Below are 21,073 nucleotides of genomic sequence, written 5' to 3'. Positions count from 1 at the left end.
CCACCCTGCGGTGGGCACACTGGTGGAACACCAAATGTCTTCACGAGGCATTGGACTACGCCAACCAGCAGGAATTAGAAATCGAGTACTATCTCACCGAGCCCATCAACACTGGGCCGTAAAAGAAGCGGAACCAAACCCAGGACGCTTCAAGTGCGGCAGTATCGTTCGGGAATTGCCCCGGTTACGGGTAGCTTTACGCAGTTGGGCGTTGAGCGATTCGATCGAGTTGGTGGTGTAGAGTACTCGCCGCGCCGCTGGCGGGAACTGCAGAAACGGCACGAACCGCTCCCATGCGTCCCGCCAGACTTTGACCGACTGGGGGTATTTCCGGCCAAGTTCACTGGCCTCGAAGGCATCCAGGCTGGCACGTGCAGTGTCCTCGTTAGCGGCTGTGTAGACCTCACGCAGTGTGCGGGAGACTGATTTGCGGTCCTGGTAGGACACCCACCGGTTTACCGCCCGAATCAGGTGCACAATACAGGTCTGCACCATGGAATTCGGCCAGGTTGCCTCCACGGTTTCCGGCAGGCCTTTCAAGCCCGTCGCAGCACACGATGAACACGTCTTGGACACTGCGGTTGGCCAGATTCGCACACACCGATGCCTAAAATGCGGCGCCTTCATTGTCCGCGATCCACAATCCCAGGATGTGCTTGATGCCGTCCATGTCGATGCCAACCGCCATGTAGCAGGACTTGTTGACCACGCGGTGGCCATCGCGGATTTTAACGCGTAGCGCGTCGAGGAAGATCACCGGATAGAACTCGTCGAGCTGGCGGTTTTGCCAGATCATGACCTCTTCCAAGACCGCGTCGGTAATGGTGTTGATCGTATCCGGGCTCATATCCACACCAAGGGTGGTTGCGAGATGGTGGCACATATCGCGCACGGTCATCCCACCGGCGTACAGCGAGATAATCATGTCGTCGAGCTCTGTGAGCCGACGTGTGCCCTTGGGCATCATCCGGGGAGTAAACGTGCCGGCGCGATCCCTGGGCACGGTCACTTCCACCGCGCCGTAGCCAGAGTTGACGGTTTTGGTGTACGACCCGTTGCGGTGATTGCTGCTGTGTGCGGTTTCTACCTGGGCTTTGGCCTTGCGGTCGGAATGGCTATAGCCCAAATGCGCATCCATCTCTGCCTTAAGACCAGCGTTAATCGAAGCCTGCAACAGGCCTTTGACCAGCTCGCTGGCGTCATCGGTGGACGTCGACAGCTCGCCGATCAAGCTGGCGAGCTTAAGGATTTTCCATCAGCTTCTCACTGATGTCGTTGACCCTCGCCGGGTCATGGCCTTTCTTCGGTGACACAGTAGTCATTATCTGTGAAACTCCTTCTAGATCAGAGCCTCACACACAAACTTCCTGACACCCTCGGGCGCCGTGGCTATCTAGGACGCAAGGGTGGTGGAAGTATTTTCCACCATCCATTCCGATGACATAGTCGTAGACCATGTCAGACCTCCTAGCGAGTTGAATGAGTATGAGAATTCTTTCATCGCTGGTGGTCGGACATATTTCACGCTGGCATCCACATTACTTTGAGACCTCACACACTTGATGTAGGTCAGGTTCCTATTAGCAGTTTGGAGTATGTCACTGCCTTCGGCGGCATCACCCCCCGAATCATTATCAAACAGGGACGAAAACAAGCCATACCGAAACCAGCGACTAGTTCCACTGCCCCTTAAAAAGAAAAGCAAAGGAACACAGACAAACATAACCTGCCCCTGCATAGGGGCAGGTTACGAATCCTGGGTGACCTCAAGTGAAACTGCTAACAACGTAATAGCTTCTCTGCGGATGAACGAGTTAGGAAGCTGCGTCCTCCACGCGCCTCTTTAGGGCGCGGAACTGATCCCACACTTCCTCAGGCACGCGGGAGCCCAAGAAGTTCAGGTACTCGGCGTTGTCTTGCATATCGCCTTCCCATTCCTTCGGGTCAACGGCAAGGGCGGCGCGGACGTCGTCGACATCGAAGTCGATGCCTTCCAAGTCGATGTCCTCAGCACGGGCGGTGCGTCCGACCACCGTGTCCTGGGCGTCCACGTTGCCCTCAATGCGGTCGATGATCCACTTGAGAACGCGGGAGTTCTCGCCAAAGCCCGGCCACAAGAAGCGACCATCGTCGCCGCGGCGGAACCAGTTAACTAGGAAGATCGCTGGCATGCGGTCGCCACCCTTTTCACCCATGTCAATCCAGTGCTGCAGGTAATCACCGGCGTTGTAGCCCATGAACGGCAGCATGGCCATCGGGTCGTGACGCAGCGCGCCAACTTCGCCCTCTGCGGCTGCGGTCTGACCGGAGGACAGCAGTGCACCAATCATGGTGCCGTGATTCCAATCGAAGGACTGGGTAACCAGTGGAACCGTGGTCTTGCGGCGGCCACCGAAAAGGATGGCATCAATCTTGACGCCCTTCCAGTCATCATATTCCGGCGCGGCAGTCGGGCACTGGGAAATAGGCACGCAGTAGCGGGAGTTCGGGTGGGCAGCCTTGGTAGATGATGCCGGCGTCCAGTCCTCACCGGTCCAGGAGATGAGGTGTTCTGGTACTTCCTCGGTCATGTCCTCCCACCAGACATCGCCGTCATCAGTAAGCGCAACGTTGGTGAACAAGGTATTGCCCGGTTTCATGGTATCCATGGCGATCGGGTTGGAATCATAGTTGGTACCCGGAGCAACGCCAAAGAAACCGTTTTCTGGGTTCACAGCGTAAAGGCCGTCCTCGCGCAGGTGCATCCATGCGATATCATCGCCCACGACCTCAGCCTTCCAGCCCGGAATGGTGGGGGTGATCATGGCCAGGTTGGTCTTACCGCACTGGGACGGGAATGCGGCGGCAACGTGGTAATTCTTGCCCTCCGGATTGGTCAGCTTCAGGATGAGCATGTGCTCAGCCATCCAGCCTTCTTCCTTGGCCATGACAGAAGCAATGCGCAGAGCGTAGCATTTCTTGGCCAGGATGGCGTTGCCGCCGTAGCCGGAACCGTAGGACCAAATTTCCTTTGTCTCAGGGAACTGGGTGATGTACTTATTGTCGTTGCACGGCCAGGCAACGTCTTCTTCACCTGGCTGCAGCGGGGCGCCGACGGAGTGGAGGGCGTGGACGAAATCGCCGTTCGTACCGATCTTGTCCAGTGCTTCTGCACCCATGCGTGTCATGATGCGCATGGACAACACTACGTAAGCGGAATCGGTCAGCTGCACGCCGAGCTTAGGCTCCGGATCGTTGATCGGGCCCATGCAGAAGGGAACGACGTACATGGTCCGGCCCTTCATGGATCCGCGGAAGGCATTCGTCATTTCTTCCTTCATGGCCTTTGGTGGCGCCCAGTTATTCGTTGGGCCCGCATCTTCTTGCTTCGAGGTGCAGATGAAAGTACGGGATTCCACGCGGGCAACGTCCGCAGGGTTGGAACGCGCCAAGTAGGAATTCGGACGCTTTTCCTCATTCAGCTTGATGAGGGTGCCTTTTTCTACGAGCTCCGCAGCGAGACGGTCAGCCTCTTCCTGTGAGCCATCTACAAAAGCCACCTCGTCCGGTTGGAAAAGCTCAACGCTTTCATTAATCCAATCAATCAGTTCTTGATTATCTGTAGGCAGCGCTCCAACGAGGCCCTGGATGGTGGCGGTCATTAAAAATTCTCCTCATGAATAGGATGTGAAAATCGGGGCGTATCATGGCCCAATTTTGCCTTCCATTTCCAGATTAACCGGCAGAGCCAAAATATTTGACGCGTTTAGTGTCATTTTTCCCACTCCGGTTATATCCACCCCCACAGGCAGACGTTTACCGAGTACACAGCGAACAACCGCACCATCCAACGTGATGTTCTCCACACCATTTCGAGGGTATTAAAATTTCCTATTCTCCCGCTTTACACCACAAGGAACCACCCCCGGAGGATCGACCAGTCATTCCCTTCCCCTTGCCGGCAGAAGACATACCCGGCGCGGCATATTGCTTGACATGCCTGGACAGGGAAAAATGGGGCGCAATGAATAGCACAGATAATTCTCAAAACACCCCTGCCGGTGAAATGCCACCGGGGCGTCCGCCGCAAACAGACTTTAATACGGTCTTTGATAATGGCCTGGACTACCCGCGCCTAGGCAATGTCACCTTCCGCCGCGGCACGCTCACGGATAACCAGCACCAACTTTTTGAGCAGCGTTGGCCCGAGTTAGGCCGCGTCTTAAGCGATGAGCTCATCGATGTCAATGAGTGGTTCGGCCGCACCGGCACTAAGACCATCGTGGAAATCGGGTCCGGTACCGGTACGTCCACGGCGGCCATGGCACCGTTGGAGCAGGACACCAATATCATCGCTGTGGAACTCTATAAGCCCGGTCTAGCCAAGCTCATAGGCCAGATCGAGCGCGAGGGTATAGATAATATACGCATGATCCGCGGCGATGGCGTGGAGGTCATGGTGCGGATGTTTGCACCGGAATCGCTTGACGGCATCCGCGTGTTCTTCCCAGATCCTTGGCCCAAGGCGCGCCACCACAAGCGCCGCATCATCCAATCCGGCACGCTCAATCTCTTTGCCTCCCGGCTAAAGAAAGGCGGCGTCCTACACGTTGCTACTGACCACGCCGGCTATGCCGAATGGATCAATGAGCTCGTGCATGTCGAGCCCAGCCTGGAGTACAAGGGCTGGCCATGGCCGGGCTGCCCTCAATTGGTGGACCGGCAGATTATCACCAAATTTGAGGGCAAGGGCCTAGATAAAGAACACGTTATTACTGAATACCTGTGGGAGAAGAAGTAAATGAGCACCTACCTACTGGTGTGGGACGCGCCCAATATGGATATGGGGCTCGGGTCCCTACTGGGCGGGCGCCCCACCGCGGCGCATCGCCCGCGTTTTGATGTGATAGGACGGTGGCTGGTCTACCGCGCGATGGATGTCGATGCGGACCCCCAAGCTGCGGTTTTCACCAACGTCTCCCCCGATGGCGCCGATATTATTCGCCCCTGGGTAGAGGCCATCCGCAACGTGGGCTTTGGCGTCTTCGCCAAGCCGAAGATCCACGAAGATGACGACGTAGACCCAGATATGATCGACCACATTAAAAAACTGCGCGATGATCTCGCTGGCCTCGTGGTGGCCTCTGCCGATGGCCAAAACTTTCAGCCTCTATTAGAAGAGCTGGTTGAGGAGGGCCTGCCAGTCACCGTCCTAGGTTTCCGCGAACATGCCTCCTGGGCCGTGGGCCACTCCGAGATCAACTTCGTGGATCTAGAAGATATTGACGGCGTCTTCCGCGAGCCGCTGCCCCGTATTAACCTGGATAACCTGCCGGAGGGTGGTGCATGGCTCCAGCCATTCCGCCCGTTGGCTGCGCTACTGAATAATAGCTAGGAGGCTTACCCCACATGTTTGACAAATGGGGACGTTTTTCCTACTCGCACCGCAAGATCATTCCCATCGTCATCCTCGGGGCGATTCTTGCTCTCTTCTTAGGGTTTGGAACCCAGCTCGAGGACCGCATGAGCCAGGAGGGGTGGGAGGACCCGGACGCGGCATCGACACGTGCGGCGCAGATCGAACAGGAAACGTTCGGCCGCGATAATTCCGGCGACGTGATTTTGCTGTTTAGCTCGCCCGATGAGAACTTCGATGCCGCCAAGGAGCACTTGGCGCAGCTCCAAGAAAATTACCCGGATCAGATTGACTCTGTCACCAGCTATTTCCACAGCAGGAACCCTAACTTGATCAATGATGATCACTCGCTGGCCTTTGCCGCGATTGGGCTCAAGGGTGATAATGAACAAACCCTGAAAGACTTCCGCGTCATCGAGGACGCACTGACGGATACCTCCGCGCCGGTCGAAGTTGCCGGCGCCACAGCCGTGGCGGACGCCCTCGATGAAGGCATGGCAGAAGACATCGCGCGCGCGGAAAAGGCCGCGCTTCCGCTCGTCGGCCTGCTGCTCCTCGTGGTTTTCGGTTCCGTGGTAGCCGCGTTCATGCCGCTTATCGTCGGCGGCCTATCCATCCTGGGATCGCTGGGCATTTTGGCTATCCTGGCTGGTTTCCTGCAGGTCAATGTCTTTGCCCAGGCAGTAGTAACACTGCTGGGGCTGGGCCTGGCCATCGATTACGGCCTGTTTATGGTCTCCCGCTTCCGGGAAGAGCTGGACAAGGGAAGGTCCACCAAGGATGCCGTGGCCACCACCACCGCCACCGCAGGGCAGACCGTGGTCTTTTCCGCAGCGATGGTCGCCGTCGCCCTCTCCGGGCTCTTCCTTTTTCCCCAGGCCTTCTTAAAGTCCGTTGCCTACGGCTCGATTTCCGCCGTCGGCCTGGCGGCTCTGCTATCCGTTACCGTTTTGCCCGCCCTCTTTGGTTTGCTCGGTCCCAAGATCGATTTGTGGTCGGTGCGCCGCACCTCCCGCCGGGCCCGCACCCTTCAGGACACGTGGTGGTATAAACTCCCCCGCTGGGCCATCCGCCACGCCAAGGGCCTCACCCTGGCCATTTGTGGCCTCCTTATTGCGCTGGCGCTACCAGTCATGAGCATTACTTTCGGCGGCATCAATGAGACCTACCTGCCACCCAACCACGATACCCGCGTGGCGCAGGATACCTTCAACGAGGAGTTCCCGGCCTTCCGCACCGAGCCGGTCAAGCTCGTGGTGGAAAACGCCACCAACGAGCAGCTTGTCGATGTCGTCTTGCAAGTCCGCGGCCTAGCCGGCCTTACCGAACCGATGGGTCCATCGACCGCCACCAAAGACGGGACCACGGTCCTCTCGGCCGGCATTAAGGACCGCAAGGACTACGCACAGGTCGTTCACGAACTCGAGGACGTCACCGCGCCCGAGGGCGTCAACCTTTATGTCGGCGGCACGCCGGCCATGGAGGTGGAATCGCTCGATGCCCTGTTCCACAAACTGCCGTGGATGGCACTATACGTGCTACTTGCCACCTTCATCCTCATGGCACTGGTCTTTGGCTCCTTCGTGCTGCCGATTAAGGCCATTGCTATGACGCTGTTGACCTTGGGCGCCACCCTGGGCATCCTCACCCTCATGTTCGTCATCGGCGTGACCTCCGGTGCGCTGAACTTCTCACCTGGCCCGCTCATGAGCCCCATTCTGGTGCTCATCATCGCCATTATTTATGGTCTCTCCACCGACTACGAGGTCTTTTTGGTCTCCCGCATGGTGGAGGCGCGGCGGCGGGGCGAGTCCACGGACGAAGCTATCGCCGCAGGCACCGCGCATACTGGCGGCATCATTACGGCGGCGGCCCTCATCATGATCGTGGTGGCGGGCGCGTTCGGCTTTTCCGACATCGTGATGATGAAGTACATCGCCTACGGCATGATTTTTGCTCTGCTTATCGATGCCACCATTGTCCGCATGCTCCTTGTGCCAGCCGTCATGCACCTGCTGCGCGAGGATAACTGGTGGGCGCCTAGCTGGTTGCACCACATGACCACTAGGCTTTCTGGTGGTACCACCCGTCGTGGGAAAACTGTGCCTTTCAACGAATTAAAACGGCGCCTTGAAGGAGATAAATAGTTGAAAAATTGGCTGCGAGTTGTCGCCTCGCTCATCATCTTGGCCATCCTCATCTATGTCTTCCGCGATGAGCTGGACTTTTTGAGCGAAGGCTTCTCCCGGCTCTCCCACGCCCAGCCGGGGCCGGTAGCACTGGTAGTCATTGCCTCCATCCTTTCCGTCGTCGCCATGGGAAAGGTAATGCGCCTGCTCATTCGGGCCGGCGGCGTAAAGGTAGAGGCCACCGAAACCGCCGCACTTACTTTTGCATCCAATTCCTGGTCCACCACCATGCCCATCGGCCCGGCTTTTTCTGCAGTCTTGACCTTTCACGTACAGCGCACCTGGGGTGCCTCGGTGGTCCTGTGCGGCTGGTTCTTCGTACTCTCCTCCGCCATTTCTACCGTGTGGTTGGTCCTCATTGGGCTTGGCGGCGTACTCTTCCTCAACGCGGATATGGCCCTGTGGTCCCTCATCAGCACGCTAGCGATGATGCTGGTGCTCTCGGGCGGTCTCTTCTGGCTAAGCAACCACCCCGAGACGCTAGAGCGCTGGGTGAACAAGCAGCGGGTGGTGAGAGGATCCAAACGCGCAGCCCTCCTCGAGCATGTGGAGAGTCTTAAAGAAGTGCATCTAACCCGCCGGCAATTCGCCCGGGCATCGTTTTATTCCTTGGCCAACCGGTTAATTGATATGGTCTCGCTCTGGGGCTGCGTATGGGCTGTGACCGGCCAGATGCCCACGACCGATGCGGCCGATAACACCACTACCATCGCCGGCATTGCACTGGCCTATCTCACCGCCAAGCTGGCCGGCTCCGCCCAAGTCACCCCAGCGGGGCTTGGTACGGTGGAGGCGGCGATCATCGCCACGCTGGTGGCCACGGGCATGACCGCAGTCGATGCCACCAGCACGGCTATTATCTACCGCCTGATCTCTTTTGCCTTCATCACCGCTATTGGCTGGGCCATTTATTTCTGGCACTATGCACGCAAGGGCATTACCTACGCCGCGCTATCCCGTAAAGAAAAAGAAAAGGAAACCGCATGACTTCGACGCGAATCGCTCCGCTCATTGACATCATCGCCTTGGTGATTTTCGCCATCGCCGCCCGCCTCGCCCACGGCGGATTGAGCTTTTCCAGCTGGGTAGATGCCTTCTGGCCTTGGACGGTAGGTGCGCTCATCGGCTGGGTCATCATCCTCGCCACAAAGGTCCAGGGTAAGTGGAAAGAGGGCACTGTTGTCTGGCTGTCCGCCATCATCGGCGGAATGGCGCTGTGGATCCTGGTCAATGGCCGCCTGCCCCATTGGAGCTTCCTCGTTGTTGCGACCGCCATGTCCGCCGTATTTTTCTTTGGCTGGCGGCTAGTCGCCCCCAAGTAAATACGCCCATCCCATGGGAAAGACGCTTTCCCTAGGACACACATCGGTGAAATTCAACCTTCAGTTTTTGGCTTTGCGCTATCCGTCTCACCCTTTATAGAGGGTGACCAACTTGAGGTATAATTTTGATACCAAAAGGAAAGTAAAAGCAATTAGTGGATAATTGCGCGTATCTGAACACAGATTTTCGAAACCGGATACCCCTCAATTATCCCTACAAGAAGTTGAAAGGTTACCGTAATGAACGCTGCAACACGTAACTATCTAGCGCTTGTGGCCTCAGGGGTTCTCATCGCTGCCGCTAGCCCTGTCGCCGGGGCCATCGATTTGGTCGAATCGGCTCCACCAGCTAAAGAGAATTCAAAGGTTCCAGAATCCGCTTTTATTAACGAAGCTCTCAAAGGCTCAGTTCCCGCCAAGAGTTCACTAGAGGCGGCGTCCAGCGCCGAAGAACCCTCCGCACTACTGTCCCTTTCATCAGGACTGTTGGGTCCAGGTGACCATAATGGAGACCAATACGTCGCTTTCTATCATGATCCGGTAGACCTCGACTCCTCGGAGCCCGGACAGCTCTTCCGATCGGAATCTGTGCACAATCCCCTAAACCCACTTGGCATCAACAACCTTGGCCCTTTTAAGGCAGAACGCATACTCTATTCATCTACCAACCACTCTGGAGAAAAGATCCAAGTAAGCGGGATGGTCATTGAACCTAAAACCGAGTGGGACAAAGAGGGCCCACGCCCTGTCGTGGCATTTGCACCGGGTACAAAAGGTTTAGCGGACCATTGTTCCGCCTCCCGAAATATTGCAGACGGGGTAGGAGACTACGAGCAGTTCTTTTTCCATCGGTACCTTGAAAAGGGCTATGCCGTAGTACTTACCGACTATGAGGGGCTTGGCACCCCTGGCATGCACACGTACATGGATCGTGCATCCCAAGGACACGCGGTCCTCGATAGCATTCGAGCTGCGCAAAAACTGGATGGCTGGGACATTAACGGAAACAACCCAATATTCATCAATGGCTATTCCCAAGGCGGTGGAGCTGCTGCCGCTGCCGCCGAGCTCTATGATGACTATGCTCCGGAGCTCAACATCAAGCTTGCAACTATCGGTGCCGCCCCAACAGATCTAACGTTGTTGCCTTCTGTCCTCGATGGATCGTTATATTTCCTCTTCGGGGCGTATGCTCTTTTGGGTTTGAGCAACTCCTATGGCGAGGATCTGTACTCGCATATCAATGAGATGGGCGCACGAAAGCTACAAGATGCGACGAATACCTGCACCATGGGGCTTCTTAAAACCGCCGGCACTACCGTGGAGCGGATCAGCAACGATGGCAGGAACGTACACGACTTTATTGATAGTGAGCCTTTCAAATCGATACTGGCAAAGCAGCATATTGGCTACGATGCACCCGCTATTCCAGTCGTCATTACGCATAGCCGCGGTGACGACGTTATTCCGTTCTCAACCGCTGAAAAGCTCGTTAATGAGTGGACTGAGCGCGGCGCCGATGTCACTTTCATCCCAAATAACGCCCACACTCACCTGACCGGCACCAACCCCCACATCATCGAATCAGTAAAAGCCATTGACGCCGCCCTACGGCACGAAAAGGCAAGCCGGTAAGTACCCGCTACGCTATGGAAGGGCTCCGGGGGTTGCCCGGAAGGCTGACATCGCCCCCGGTGTACTTAAAGTCGGCTTTCGGCGCTTTTACAACAAAGGGCTAAGCGCTGTGTAGCGTTTTAAGACCCAAGAGAGCCAAGCCTAGATGAGGGCAAAAGAGCACGGAACCACGCCAAACAACGCAGAAATCAACGATGGCAAGGTCGTTACGCCAGGTTGACGATAAGGGTTAGTTTCCGGGAGGCGATTTTACTCACCGGTTATTCTTGATGACTGTTTTTGACGCCATTGACCAGTACTGCTCCAATCATGGTGAGCAGTATAAGGATGAAAAATCCGAGGATCGACTTGTTTGCGATGCCGACATAACCTGAAATTGCCAGCCCAAATAGAGTAACGACAATCGCATTGGGAGACATTTTATGCCTGTTCATCATTTTTCATTCACACTTTATCTTAACTGGGCCCTACCCCAACAAAACGGCTGAATCGGGAAATCCGGCGGCGTACCGACGTTGTAGGGGTCTTCCCTAATCGTAGGTCTGTAATCCGCCTAGTCGGCTTTATTCTAGCCAAACAACATGATGATTGATCCAGCACAAGCGCTACATGTCTGTCCTCGACTCAGAAAGGACAGACACACCACTTCCACGGACTCGACCGACCCTCTAACGGGGCAACTTCAACCACGCATTCTGCTGTTTAGGCTCGAAGGCTTAAATGTGTGAGAAAAGGTCTTTGCTTAGAACGGCGGGTTGAAAGGCAAGCCTGCTGTAATCTGGCTGTAGGCCCAATAAACGTAGCCGATGACTTCACCCATTAGGTCGAATGCGCTGGACAAAGCAAACAAGGTATTCTCCTTCAAGTTTCACGAGACTCTTATAAGAGAAATCGCGACGGCGTTAAACCGCGTTACATCGGTGCAATAGTATGCTTTTTGGGCAAGTCATGGACCGACTTCGTGGCCAATTGCCGCAGCGCCTGGCGCAGGGCAATGCGCGATTGATTCGGCTGGATCATCGCATCAAGGTAGCCGCGTTCAGCGGCAACGTAGGGTGACGTCATGGTTTCATCATAGAAATCCATGAACATCTTCTTGGTCATCTCGCGCTGCTCTGGGGTCTCGGCGGCCTCTAGCTGCTTGCCCGCAATCATAACCACTGCGGCAGCCGCGCCCATCACGGCGATCTGCGCAGTAGGCCACGCCAGGTTAATATCGCCGGTTAAGTTCTTCGACCCCATGACAGCATAGGCACCGCCATAGGCTTTGCGCACAATGAGCGAGACCTTTGGCACGGTCGCTTCCACGACCGCGAAGGCAAACTTCGCACCGCGGTGAATCAGGCCCACCTTCTCCTGCTCCACTCCCGGCAGGTAGCCCGGTGTATCAACGACGAAGACCAGTGGAACATTATAGGCATCGCAGATGCGGATAAAGCGCGCACCCTTATCGGCGGCATCAGCATCAATGCAACCGGCCAAGTGCATGGGATTATTGGCCACAAAACCCACCGTTTTGCCGTCGATGCGGCCAAAGGCAGTGATCATATTCGGGGCAAAGTTTTCTTGGATTTCAATGAGCTCATCGTCATCGCCAAGCTGGTTAAGCAGATCCATCATGTCGTAGCCGGCATTGGTATCATCCGGCATGAAGGAATCCAGGTCCTCGTCCTCGGTGATTTCGGTATCAGAAGGCGCAGGGAAAGTTGGCGACTCATCAAAACAGGTCAGCGGCAGATGATCCAAAATATCGCGCACCATGTCAAAGGCATCTTCCTCCGAATCCACTACGGCGGAGACGTTACCGTTGAGCTCCTGCTGGCGGGCGCTGCCAAGCTCAGCGGAGGTGACGTCTTCTCCGGTAACCTCGCGGATGACGTTAGGGCCGGTGACATACATTTCTGCTTCTTCATCCACCGCGATGACAAAGTCTGTGGTCACCGGCGCATAGACCGCACCGCCGGCGGATTTACCCATCATGATGGAAATCTGCGGGCTCCGGCCAGATAATGGCAATTGGCGACGAGCAATTTCGGAATACATGGCCAGCGAAGTCACCGCATCTTGAATGCGGGCACCGCCGGAATCTTGAATGCCGATGACCGGGCAGCCAATCTTGATGGCCATATCCATGATCTCGGTGACCTTCTTGCCAAAGGTCACGCCCACGGAACCACCGTAAACCGTCTTATCATGTGCATAAATGCACACGGGCCGACCGGATACGCGACCATAACCTGTGACCACGCCATCGGAATAGATGGCTTCCGGGTCTCCCGGAGTCTTGCCCAAGGAGCCGGTTTCGACGAAAGAACCTTCATCCACAAGCTCGTTGATGCGCTGGCGAGGGGTGGTACGGCCTGCCTCGTCGCGGCGCCTGCGGGATCGCTCGCTGCCTGGATCTTGCGCCTGTTCTAGGCGCTTGCGCAGGTCAGCGAGTTTCTCAGCGGTTGTTTGCTTGGCCGCCACGTATCTTCTCCTCGATCCAATCGTTCATATGCTTGCCCACGGTGCCAATGGCTGGCTCGTCCGGCACTGCCAAGTGATCACCGGGCAACTGCACAATTTCTAGATCCTTAACGATAACGCCCCAGCCGCCATCCGGATCAATCTCAGAGTAGCGCGGCTCCAGCTCGATCGCACCGTCGTGCATCCGCTCCGAGCGGAAGAGCAGCACCGGAACGCGGACATCGGCCCAGCGGTGAAAATCGATCTTAGCCAAGATCTGATTGTCCACGAAGGATGCGCGCTGGTGCTCTAAGATGCCGGCCGATAAGCCGTGTTCGGAGGCATCGGTCGTGGCCAAGAATTCCGCCAACATGGTCATCAGGGCATCCTCACCCGCGGTTTCCAGCAACTCATACGGCGGCTCGAAGTCCAGGCCATAGGTCTTCTTTGCAAAGGCAGCATAACGCTCCCATCGGGCGCGAGTTTCTTCCGGCGTATCCGGTGCCGGGTGGGAAGGTTGCGTGGTATCGAGCAAGGCAATGAACGCGACCTCGACGCTTTCCTCTCCCTGCTTGCTGCGCTGCGCCAGCTGGTAGGCCACCTCATACGCCAAGGCACCGCCAAAGGACCAACCACCAAGGACGACCTTGCGGCCACGTGCATAACGGACAATGTCCTTGATATAGGCGGCGGCTCGCTCTTCTAAGGAGCCTTCAATCCTTTCGACGCCATAGACCGCGACATCCGCTGGCAGCCGGCGAGTAAGCGGCTGATAAACCACCGTCGTCCCACCGGCTGGGTGGAACATGAACACGGCCGGCCCATCAGCCTCGCGCAGGACACGAATATTGCCTTCTACCTCGGTCTCCAGGCCCTCGCGGACCAGTTCAGACAAGGCCTCCAGTGCCTCGGCGTCGAGGACCTGCTGTGCGGTGACTTCGATGTGGGCACGGTCGCGTAAACGCTCGGCAATCTGCGCGGCCATTTCCTCAGAAATTTCTGGCAGCGGTGATGTCACACCCGCCGGGGCCTGGCCGGTGATTGTTGCCCATGTACCAAAGACCATGCGCTCAGCGGCATCGCGCGGGGCAACACCCACACCGTGCTCCACAGTTTGGGTGCTGTCTTCTGCGGTCGTGGACTCAGCCATTAGCGCAGCGTCGGCGGTGCTCTCACTGTTTTCGATACGGCCGCCAGCAACCGCCTCCTCGACCATGGTGATGACGTCTGCTAAGGAAGCATCACGAAGCGCCTGCACCTGCAGCGGTGGAATCTGGAAGTCATTTTCCACCCGGTTTTTAATGCGCATACCCATCAGGGAATCGAGGCCCAGGTCAATTAGTGGCAGCTCCCGCGGCAGATCCGAGACATCGTATCCCATGGATTCGGACACGATGAGGGCCAGGCGGTCCTCGACGGTTTCTTGCCGCGGATCCCAGCGAACTGCGTCCATATCTGCGTTATCTGCACTTGCTTCCGACGCAGCGATGGTCTCGGGCACCGCTGCGACCCCAGGGATCGTGCCCGCGCCCCAGTCCATGCCGGAGGCAAAGCCTTCCGCCATGAGCTCAGCCCGCGTGTCCTGCACGCTATAGACGGCGATGGACATGCCGCCGAGCGAGGTAGTGACAACGGTAGTAATTTCCCCGTATGGCGGGAGATCCCGGTACTCCTCTGCGGCCACAATGTGGGCCCCAGGCTGTACCGCTTCTGCGGCAGCCTCCACAAGAGCCAGCGTGGAAGGAGCCTGATCTGCGTTGGTGGAAAAGGCCACCTTGCCCTCCGGTAAAATCACCCGGGTACCGGGCAGGCCCGATACCCCCGCCGAAGGCCGCGCATTGGTCCAGAAGCGTTGGCGGTTGAACTGCGTATACGGAGCTTCCGCCTGCGCACCCGAGCCCCACACGGCAGAAAAATTCACCGGGGTTCCCGTCACGTAAAGCTTGCTCAACAGATCCAGCAAGGACTCGGTCGGATCCACTTTGCGCTTTAAGCTATACAACAATTGCGCATCTGCCTTGCCCACGGCAAACGCGGTAGACATCAGCCCCATGAGCGCCACCGGGTTGGGGGACATCTCCACCAGCTGGGTATGGCCTGCGGCAAAGGCTTGTTCCGTAGCATCCTGCAGATACACCGGGTAACGGGTCATGCGCAGCCAATAATCCTCATCGTGGACGATGGTGCCGGGGCGATACACCTCGCCTTTATCCACGGAGGAAAAGAGCGTCGTATGCAGCGGGCGGGCTTCCATGCCGGCAATGGCCGCTTCAAGCTCGCCCAAAATCGGATCGACGGCAGAAGTATGCCCCGCAGCCTTCACGTTGAGGGCGCGGGCAAATTTTCCTTCCCCCTCGAGCTGGCCCACCAAGTCCAGTACCGCCTGACGCTTCCCGCCGACGGTAGTCATACCCGGGCCGGTGTAGACGGCAGGTTCGATGGATTCATCGAGGGCGGCAATGTCTGCGGCGGACAACTCAACTACTGCCATGGCGCCTTGGTCGGCCTCGCTTAGCGATGCCTCTCCCTCACCCATCAAGCGTGCGCGGTGGCACGCAATGTTCATTGCGTCCCGTGCGGAAATACCGCCCGCAGCATAAGCCGCGGCAATCTCACCCATCGACATACCCATGACTCCCGCCGGGCGCACGCCGAAGGAAGCCAATAAGTCCGTCAGCGCGATCTGGATAGCCGTGATGGCAACTTGCGCGGTTTCCGTGTCATAGGTTTGGGAATCGTCCTCAACGATATCCAGGATCGACCAGCCGGACTCGAAATCAACGATGGTATCGAGTTCTTTCAGCCTGGCACTAAAAAGCGGCGAGAGAGCGATCATGTCTTTGGCCATCTTGCGGTGTTGGGAACCAAAGCCGGAATACACAAAGACCGGCCCCTGTACCTGCGGGGAATCCGCCGCGGCGATGCCGATCGAAACCTTGCCCTCGGCCACCTGGCGCAGGCGTTTAATGGCCTCCTCAGTGGAGCTGGCCATAACGACGGCACGCGAGCGCGAGTGGTTGCGGCGCGCGACCGTGCGCGCTACATCTACCAAGTCCGGTTGCTCTGCCTCGAGGAAATCTGCAAGCAGTCCTGCCGCCCGGGCGCGACGGGAGGGCAAGAGACCGGAGACCGGCAGCGCCACCATGTCGGTGGATAGCTGCGGCTCGTTGAGGCGGGGGGTGCCCTGATAATCGGTTAAGACGACGTGGGCATTCGTGCCACCAAAGCCAAAGCCTGATACGCCGGCTACCTTTTTCCCGGAGTATTCCGGCCACTCGCGCGGGTCTTCAACGACCTCGAGGCGCTCAGTGGCGAAATCAATGTAGCGATTCGGCCCAGCGTAGTTGATATTTGCCGGGATAATATCGTGCCGCATGGCTTCGATGACCTTAATGAGGCCCACGACCCCGGCCGCAGATTCGGAGTGGCCAATATTGGTTTTGGCGGAGCCCAAGAGGACGGGCGATTCGACCCCGCGCCCGGCACCGAGCACGCGGCCTAGCGCGCTGGCCTCGATGGGATCTCCCAAAATGGTGCCCGTTCCGTGGGCCTCCACATAATCCACGTCCTGAGGTGCCACGCCCGCATCCGCATAGGCGCGGCGCAGCACGTCTTCTTGGGCTTCCGGGTTAGGCGCGGTCAGGCCATTTGAATGGCCGTCGGAATTGACGGCAGAGCCCTTGAGGACGGCCCGGATATCATCGCCATCGGCCTCCGCGTCCTCCAAACGCTTGAGCACCAGCACGCCGGCAGCATCGGCACGCACGATGCCATCGGCGTCATCGGAAAAAGCATGAATGGCGCTGGTAGGAGAAGTCACGCCGAGCTCCGAAAAGGCGGTGGAGGCATGCGGGGCAGCCAAAATGTTCACGCCACCCGCCAGCGCTATATCGGCGGCGCCAGTGCGCAGATCCTTGATCGCATGGTCGACCGCAACCAGCGAAGACGAGCAGGCCGTATCCACATTGATGGACGGGCCGCGGAAATCCAGGGCATAAGAAATACGGTTGGCAACTACTGCTGAGGAATTACCAGTGAGCGCATAAGGGTGTATCTCCGTGGGATCGGCGGTAATCAGCATGCCGTAATCGTTATTGGTCGAGCCCATGTATACACCGGTGTGCGTACCGCGCAGCTCATTGGCGGGAAGGCCAGCGTTCTCTAGCGCATGCCATACCAACTCGAGCAGGATGCGCTGCTGCGGATCCATATTCGCGGCCTCGAGTGGCGATAGGCCGAAGAACTCCGCATCAAAAGAGGCAACATCTTCGATATAACCGCCATCGGTATTGTGCTGCGCAATTTTCTCGCTCATTACCGGATCAGCGCTGTATTCAGACCAGCGCCCCACCGGCAGTGGCCCCGTGCCCGCGCGCGACTCGGCGAGCATGTTCCAAAATTCCGGCACGTCATTGGCGCCCGGAAAACGGCCGGACAAACCGATCACCGCGATATCAGAACCCTGCGCGGCAGGGGTTCCGCGCTGCACACGCGGTGCATAGTCGTGCCTCCCTGCGGGCTCATTAAGCAGGCGATTAGCTAGCAGCTCGATCGTGGGGTACTCATACGCCACCGTGGCATCGAGCCGCGTGCCTAAAAGATTTTCTAATTCACCCGACAGCACTACGGCATCTCGCGAGGAAAGGCCATAATTTTCCAGTGGGGTGGAATCTAAAATCTCTGTCTCGGCAACGCCGGTGGCTTGGGATACCCAGCCACGCAGCCATGCACGAAGTTGATCGATGGTCATAAACCGTCTTTCCTAGTGGGTTAATAGAACGACAAATACCTATACCGTTCTATCTTGTCACTTTTTTAACTTCATGTCCGAATCCGGCTTTAAACTTGGTAGTCCCTTTTCGCCACGCGGCGGGCAATCTTATGCGAGGAAGTGCGCTTAATTTCTCCCGGCGCCTTCCACACAATATCGCTTGGGGTAATGCCGTGATTCTTCGTCACGGCTGTGCGAATTGCCTCGGCTGCGGCGGCGTCGCCGGAAGAATCCGCGTCATCCGCGCGTTCCACCAAGAGCACCAAGGACTCTGAAGTTTCACCCTCCACGGCAAAGGCGGCAATGGAATCTGGGCGCACGTGGGCGGATGCTTCCTGCACGGTGCCTTCAATATCTTGCGGGTAGTGGTTGCGCCCGGCAATGACAATGAGATCCTTCAGCCGCCCGGTGATATACAACTCGCCGTCGATGATGGTGGCTAGATCGCCTGTGGCCATCCACCAGTCATCTTCGGGCAGGCCATCCTGGATGCGCTCACCCAGCCTATTGCGGAAAGTAGCTGCGGTCTCGTCCGGGCGGTTGAGATAACCCGTTGCCATGTTTTGCCCATGCACCCAGATTTCGCCGATAGTTGCCTCCGGAACCTCGGCCTTGGTTTCAGGATCCACGATGGCCAAGTGCTGGAACGAGACGCCCTGGCCATTCGAGGTGAAGGCAACCGTTGCAGCGGATTTTTCTTCAATAACGGCGTGCCCTTCCGCCAATTTTTCGCGGTTAAAGTGAGAGATGAGGGGGCGTTTTTCACCCTGTGTGGTGGCGACGATGAGGGTTGCTTCCGCCAAACCATAGGAAGGACGCAGCACTGAGCGCTCGATGCTGAAGGTGTCAAGGAACTTCTGCACGGCCGGTTCCGTCACCGGCTCAGAACCAATGAGGATGCCAGCAACGTTGGAGAAATCAGCGTCCTTGCCGTAACGCGCGGCCAATTCTAAGGCGAAATTGGGCACCGCGCTATAGGTATGCTTCTCGTCACCCGGTTGGCGGCTGATGCGCTCCACCCACCGATTGGGATGCTGGATGAAGTCGCGCGGGGTCATCATGTCCAATTCAATGCCCAAAATCGTGGTGAATAGCGCCAAGATGATCCCCATATCGTGATGCATCGGCAGCCATGACACCACGCGCGCCGGAAATTGCAGGTTCACCGCCCGGAAGGTTTGCAACACGTTGACCAATACCGCGCGGTTGCTTAACTCCACGCCGGCAGGGGTGCGCGTAGAGCCGGAAGTGTACTGCAAGAAAGCGGTAGACTCCACGTCCTTGCCAGCCACTGGCTGCCACGACGCCGCTAAGGAATCAGGCAGCGCATTGATGGAGATAACGCGCGGGCGCTCGCGCTCAGTGGAGAAATAGGTGCGCACGGCAGCGGCGGAAACGCGGTTAGTCAACACGATAGCGGGCTTACAGTCAGCAAAAACCGCTGTGAGATGATGCGCGTGGCCTGGCTCATTTGGATCGTACAGCGGGACCGGAGTCATTCCCGCATACATCGCACCCAGGAAACCAAAGAGGTATTCGGGAGAGTTGCCCGCCAGAATGGCCACGCGGGTGCCTGGTTCTGCAACCTGTTGCAGGCGCGCCGCCACTGCTTTAATCCGGGTATTGATCTCTTGGCGGCTGAGCTCGCGGAAGGTATCTTCCTCACCGTAGAGCCACTGGCGCATTACTACCCGCGAGGTATCCGTGTCCGCCTGGTAGAGGGTCTCGGCCAGGCTCGCCAAGGTGAGCTCTGTGGGCAGCGCGATATTGCCTTCCGCGTCAACGTACTGCGCCATGAGTTGCTGTAAATCCATCGATTCTCCTTTGGTAAATGCTTTTGTCTTAAAAAATATCGATGTTATAGCGTTTCATGTTACACGGCATCAATGATGCGGTGTACCCACTCCAGAACCCACTGGTCTGCAGTAGTTCCATCAATCACGCCGTGGTTGCTGGCATACTGCGCGTGCACCCCATTGGCTGCAATCAAACCCTTGGCACGTTCCAAACCATTGCCCACGCCGGTCGGCGCATCACATATAGAGTCATCGGGGGCACAGATCTGGAATGTCCTATCCACCAGCTCACCGAAGCCGTGCGGCCGCGCCCCACGCATAGTCGCTCCGGGCACGATGGGTTGAATGAGTCCTGATACGGGCTCCAAGGCAATCTCTGCACCGACTCCGCCGAGCGGGTGCCCAGGATTGTGGCCCACACCATTTTCACGCCTGCCATCAGCAATCAACGCGACGCCCACGATACTTTCTGCGGGAATAACGCCTTCGCCACCTCCAATGTCATCCGCTACATCGCCGGCGATGACCGCGCCTTGGGAAAAACCACTCAGAATAAACTTGGTCTGTGGGCAGCTGTCGTGCATACTGCGCAGCTCCTCGTTCATCTTCGCGGTGCCCTCATTGCGGGAATCGTCGTAGCTCATTTCTTGTTGCGCATTAATATTTTTAAATTGCGCAGTATAAGGAAGGGTCCACACCTTTACCTCATTCCCGTAGGCCTCCTGCAGCGGCTGCGTAATAGACAGCATGAACGAACGCGGGTTAGCAGAAGGGTTCAGAGGATCATCATCGGCCGCAGATTCCCAAGTGCCCGGTGCGGAAATAAACTCCACGCTCGGACACCAGTCCGGCTGTGATTTTGCCGGTGGCGCCGCAGACTGATCTTCCTCAGGGGAACGAGGCCCAGCAGAGTCCGAGGTCGAGAAATAGTGCGCGGCACCCGCGCCGATAACAACAATTAGGACGAGGGCGGCAACGACAGTAATGATTTTTCGCATAAACTAGTTGTACCCGGCAAATCTCAAAGGAAGCTAGCAAAGGGCTGAGCGTGCGTTATCCTGGAGCAGCTTGGTGAGTTCCTCAAAGTCCATGTCAGAGCGTTGTTGCTCAATCAGTTGCCCTGCCACCGCAGGAATGGTGATCTCATCCTCACCGCAGGCCGCCTGGCCTGCTCCGAGAAGCTGATCTTCTACCCCATCGACCTTCACACCGGCGTTCTTCAACGAATCCAGGTACGCGGCCTCCTGCTTGGGCAGCTGCGCGGAGGGGATTTCGGAGATTTCGCGCGCCCCGCGATCTTCTGGGGATTTCGCGGAACCGGAACCAGACCCTTTCCTCGGCTCAGCAGCATCCTTGCCTCCGTTCCTGGATTCTGATGGCTCTTGCTCGGAGGAAGCGCCGCCGGATACAGACTCGCTACTGCGCGTCGTCGATACGTCAGAGGTCTTTTCGCGCGACAACGGTGCCACCGAGGTGTCAATGCCTGAATCACTATCCACGGTGGCAGAGCCACACCC

Annotated in this window: 12 protein-coding genes and 2 pseudogenes; 7 read left to right on the top strand and 7 right to left on the bottom strand. The window is 57.4% G+C overall.

The window, feature by feature from the left end; genetic code table 11:
* Nucleotides 1-136: 136 nt before the first annotated feature.
* Together D9V82_RS09795 and D9V82_RS09785 are read right to left on the bottom strand one after the other, a co-directional pair.
* Nucleotides 137-1,322, bottom strand: a pseudogene (locus tag D9V82_RS09795) (IS256 family transposase); the annotation flags it as partial.
* 492 nt (nucleotides 1,323-1,814) lie between these two features.
* Nucleotides 1,815-3,641 (bottom strand): phosphoenolpyruvate carboxykinase (GTP), encoded by a 1,827-nt coding sequence (locus D9V82_RS09785; RefSeq protein WP_121912211.1) that lies wholly within the window; start codon nucleotides 3,639-3,641, stop codon nucleotides 1,815-1,817.
* A gap of 362 nt (nucleotides 3,642-4,003) precedes the next feature.
* Between D9V82_RS09785 and trmB the strand changes: the two genes are divergently transcribed.
* From trmB to D9V82_RS09745, 7 genes and pseudogenes are all read left to right on the top strand, one after another.
* Nucleotides 4,004-4,780: a tRNA (guanosine(46)-N7)-methyltransferase TrmB gene (gene trmB, locus D9V82_RS09775; protein WP_121912209.1), complete on the top strand. Its 777-nt coding sequence runs from the start codon at nucleotides 4,004-4,006 to the stop codon at nucleotides 4,778-4,780.
* On the top strand, nucleotides 4,781-5,374 hold the full coding sequence (locus tag D9V82_RS09770; RefSeq protein ID WP_121912208.1) for an NYN domain-containing protein: 594 nt from the start codon (nucleotides 4,781-4,783) through the stop codon (nucleotides 5,372-5,374).
* Between the two features lie 14 nt (nucleotides 5,375-5,388).
* The gene (locus tag D9V82_RS09765; protein WP_121912207.1) at nucleotides 5,389-7,542 is read left to right on the top strand and encodes an MMPL family transporter; all 2,154 of its coding nucleotides are present in this window, start codon (nucleotides 5,389-5,391) and stop codon (nucleotides 7,540-7,542) included.
* Nucleotides 7,543-8,571 carry a lysylphosphatidylglycerol synthase transmembrane domain-containing protein gene (locus tag D9V82_RS09760; RefSeq protein WP_121912206.1) on the top strand — a complete coding sequence of 343 codons (1,029 nt, stop codon included), beginning with the start codon at nucleotides 7,543-7,545 and terminating at the stop codon, nucleotides 8,569-8,571.
* Nucleotides 8,568-8,906, top strand: a complete 339-nt coding sequence (locus D9V82_RS09755; RefSeq protein WP_121912205.1) for a DUF3054 domain-containing protein — start codon at nucleotides 8,568-8,570, stop codon at nucleotides 8,904-8,906. The genes D9V82_RS09760 and D9V82_RS09755 overlap by 4 nt, the downstream gene beginning before the upstream one ends.
* A gap of 240 nt (nucleotides 8,907-9,146) precedes the next feature.
* Nucleotides 9,147-10,541 carry a triacylglycerol lipase LipS1 gene (gene lipS1 / locus D9V82_RS09750; protein WP_121912204.1) on the top strand — a complete coding sequence of 465 codons (1,395 nt, stop codon included), beginning with the start codon at nucleotides 9,147-9,149 and terminating at the stop codon, nucleotides 10,539-10,541.
* Nucleotides 10,542-11,013: 472 nt separating this feature from the next.
* Nucleotides 11,014-11,213: pseudogene (locus D9V82_RS09745) on the top strand (transposase); the annotation flags it as partial.
* A gap of 240 nt (nucleotides 11,214-11,453) precedes the next feature.
* Here the strand turns inward: D9V82_RS09745 and D9V82_RS09740 are convergent.
* From D9V82_RS09740 to D9V82_RS09720, 5 genes are all read right to left on the bottom strand, one after another.
* Entirely contained in the window at nucleotides 11,454-13,010 is a 1,557-nt protein-coding gene (locus D9V82_RS09740) for an acyl-CoA carboxylase subunit beta (RefSeq protein ID WP_121912203.1), read from the bottom strand.
* Nucleotides 12,985-17,739 (bottom strand): type I polyketide synthase, encoded by a 4,755-nt coding sequence (locus D9V82_RS09735; RefSeq protein WP_121912202.1) that lies wholly within the window; start codon nucleotides 17,737-17,739, stop codon nucleotides 12,985-12,987. The genes D9V82_RS09740 and D9V82_RS09735 overlap by 26 nt, the downstream gene beginning before the upstream one ends.
* A gap of 89 nt (nucleotides 17,740-17,828) precedes the next feature.
* Nucleotides 17,829-19,574, bottom strand: coding sequence for a FadD32-like long-chain-fatty-acid--AMP ligase (locus D9V82_RS09730; protein WP_167449784.1), 1,746 nt, complete (start codon nucleotides 19,572-19,574; stop codon nucleotides 17,829-17,831).
* Between the two features lie 59 nt (nucleotides 19,575-19,633).
* Nucleotides 19,634-20,554: a cutinase family protein gene (locus tag D9V82_RS09725; RefSeq protein WP_121912201.1), complete on the bottom strand. Its 921-nt coding sequence runs from the start codon at nucleotides 20,552-20,554 to the stop codon at nucleotides 19,634-19,636.
* Between the two features lie 33 nt (nucleotides 20,555-20,587).
* Nucleotides 20,588-21,055: a hypothetical protein gene (locus D9V82_RS09720; RefSeq protein ID WP_239088612.1), complete on the bottom strand. Its 468-nt coding sequence runs from the start codon at nucleotides 21,053-21,055 to the stop codon at nucleotides 20,588-20,590.
* Nucleotides 21,056-21,073: the final 18 nt, after the last annotated feature.

This window comes from Corynebacterium macginleyi, assembly GCF_003688935.1.
Classification (GTDB): domain Bacteria; phylum Actinomycetota; class Actinomycetes; order Mycobacteriales; family Mycobacteriaceae; genus Corynebacterium; species Corynebacterium macginleyi.
The sequence above is the reverse complement of the archived record's forward strand: the minus strand, read 5'-3'. Positions and strand labels throughout refer to the sequence as shown.

What these genes read in the sequence shown, in the direction of transcription:
- D9V82_RS09765 (WP_121912207.1), top strand. Translation starts at nt 5,389, where the DNA reads ATGTTTGACAAATGGGGACGTTTTTCCTACTCGCACCGCAAGATCATT.
- D9V82_RS09725 (WP_121912201.1), bottom strand. Translation starts at nt 20,554, where the DNA reads ATGCGAAAAATCATTACTGTCGTTGCCGCCCTCGTCCTAATTGTTGTT.
- D9V82_RS09735 (WP_121912202.1), bottom strand. Translation starts at nt 17,739, where the DNA reads ATGACCATCGATCAACTTCGTGCATGGCTGCGTGGCTGGGTATCCCAA.
- D9V82_RS09755 (WP_121912205.1), top strand. Translation starts at nt 8,568, where the DNA reads ATGACTTCGACGCGAATCGCTCCGCTCATTGACATCATCGCCTTGGTG.
- trmB (WP_121912209.1), top strand. Translation starts at nt 4,004, where the DNA reads ATGAATAGCACAGATAATTCTCAAAACACCCCTGCCGGTGAAATGCCA.
- D9V82_RS09770 (WP_121912208.1), top strand. Translation starts at nt 4,781, where the DNA reads ATGAGCACCTACCTACTGGTGTGGGACGCGCCCAATATGGATATGGGG.
- D9V82_RS09730 (WP_167449784.1), bottom strand. Translation starts at nt 19,574, where the DNA reads ATGGATTTACAGCAACTCATGGCGCAGTACGTTGACGCGGAAGGCAAT.
- lipS1 (WP_121912204.1), top strand. Translation starts at nt 9,147, where the DNA reads ATGAACGCTGCAACACGTAACTATCTAGCGCTTGTGGCCTCAGGGGTT.
- D9V82_RS09785 (WP_121912211.1), bottom strand. Translation starts at nt 3,641, where the DNA reads ATGACCGCCACCATCCAGGGCCTCGTTGGAGCGCTGCCTACAGATAAT.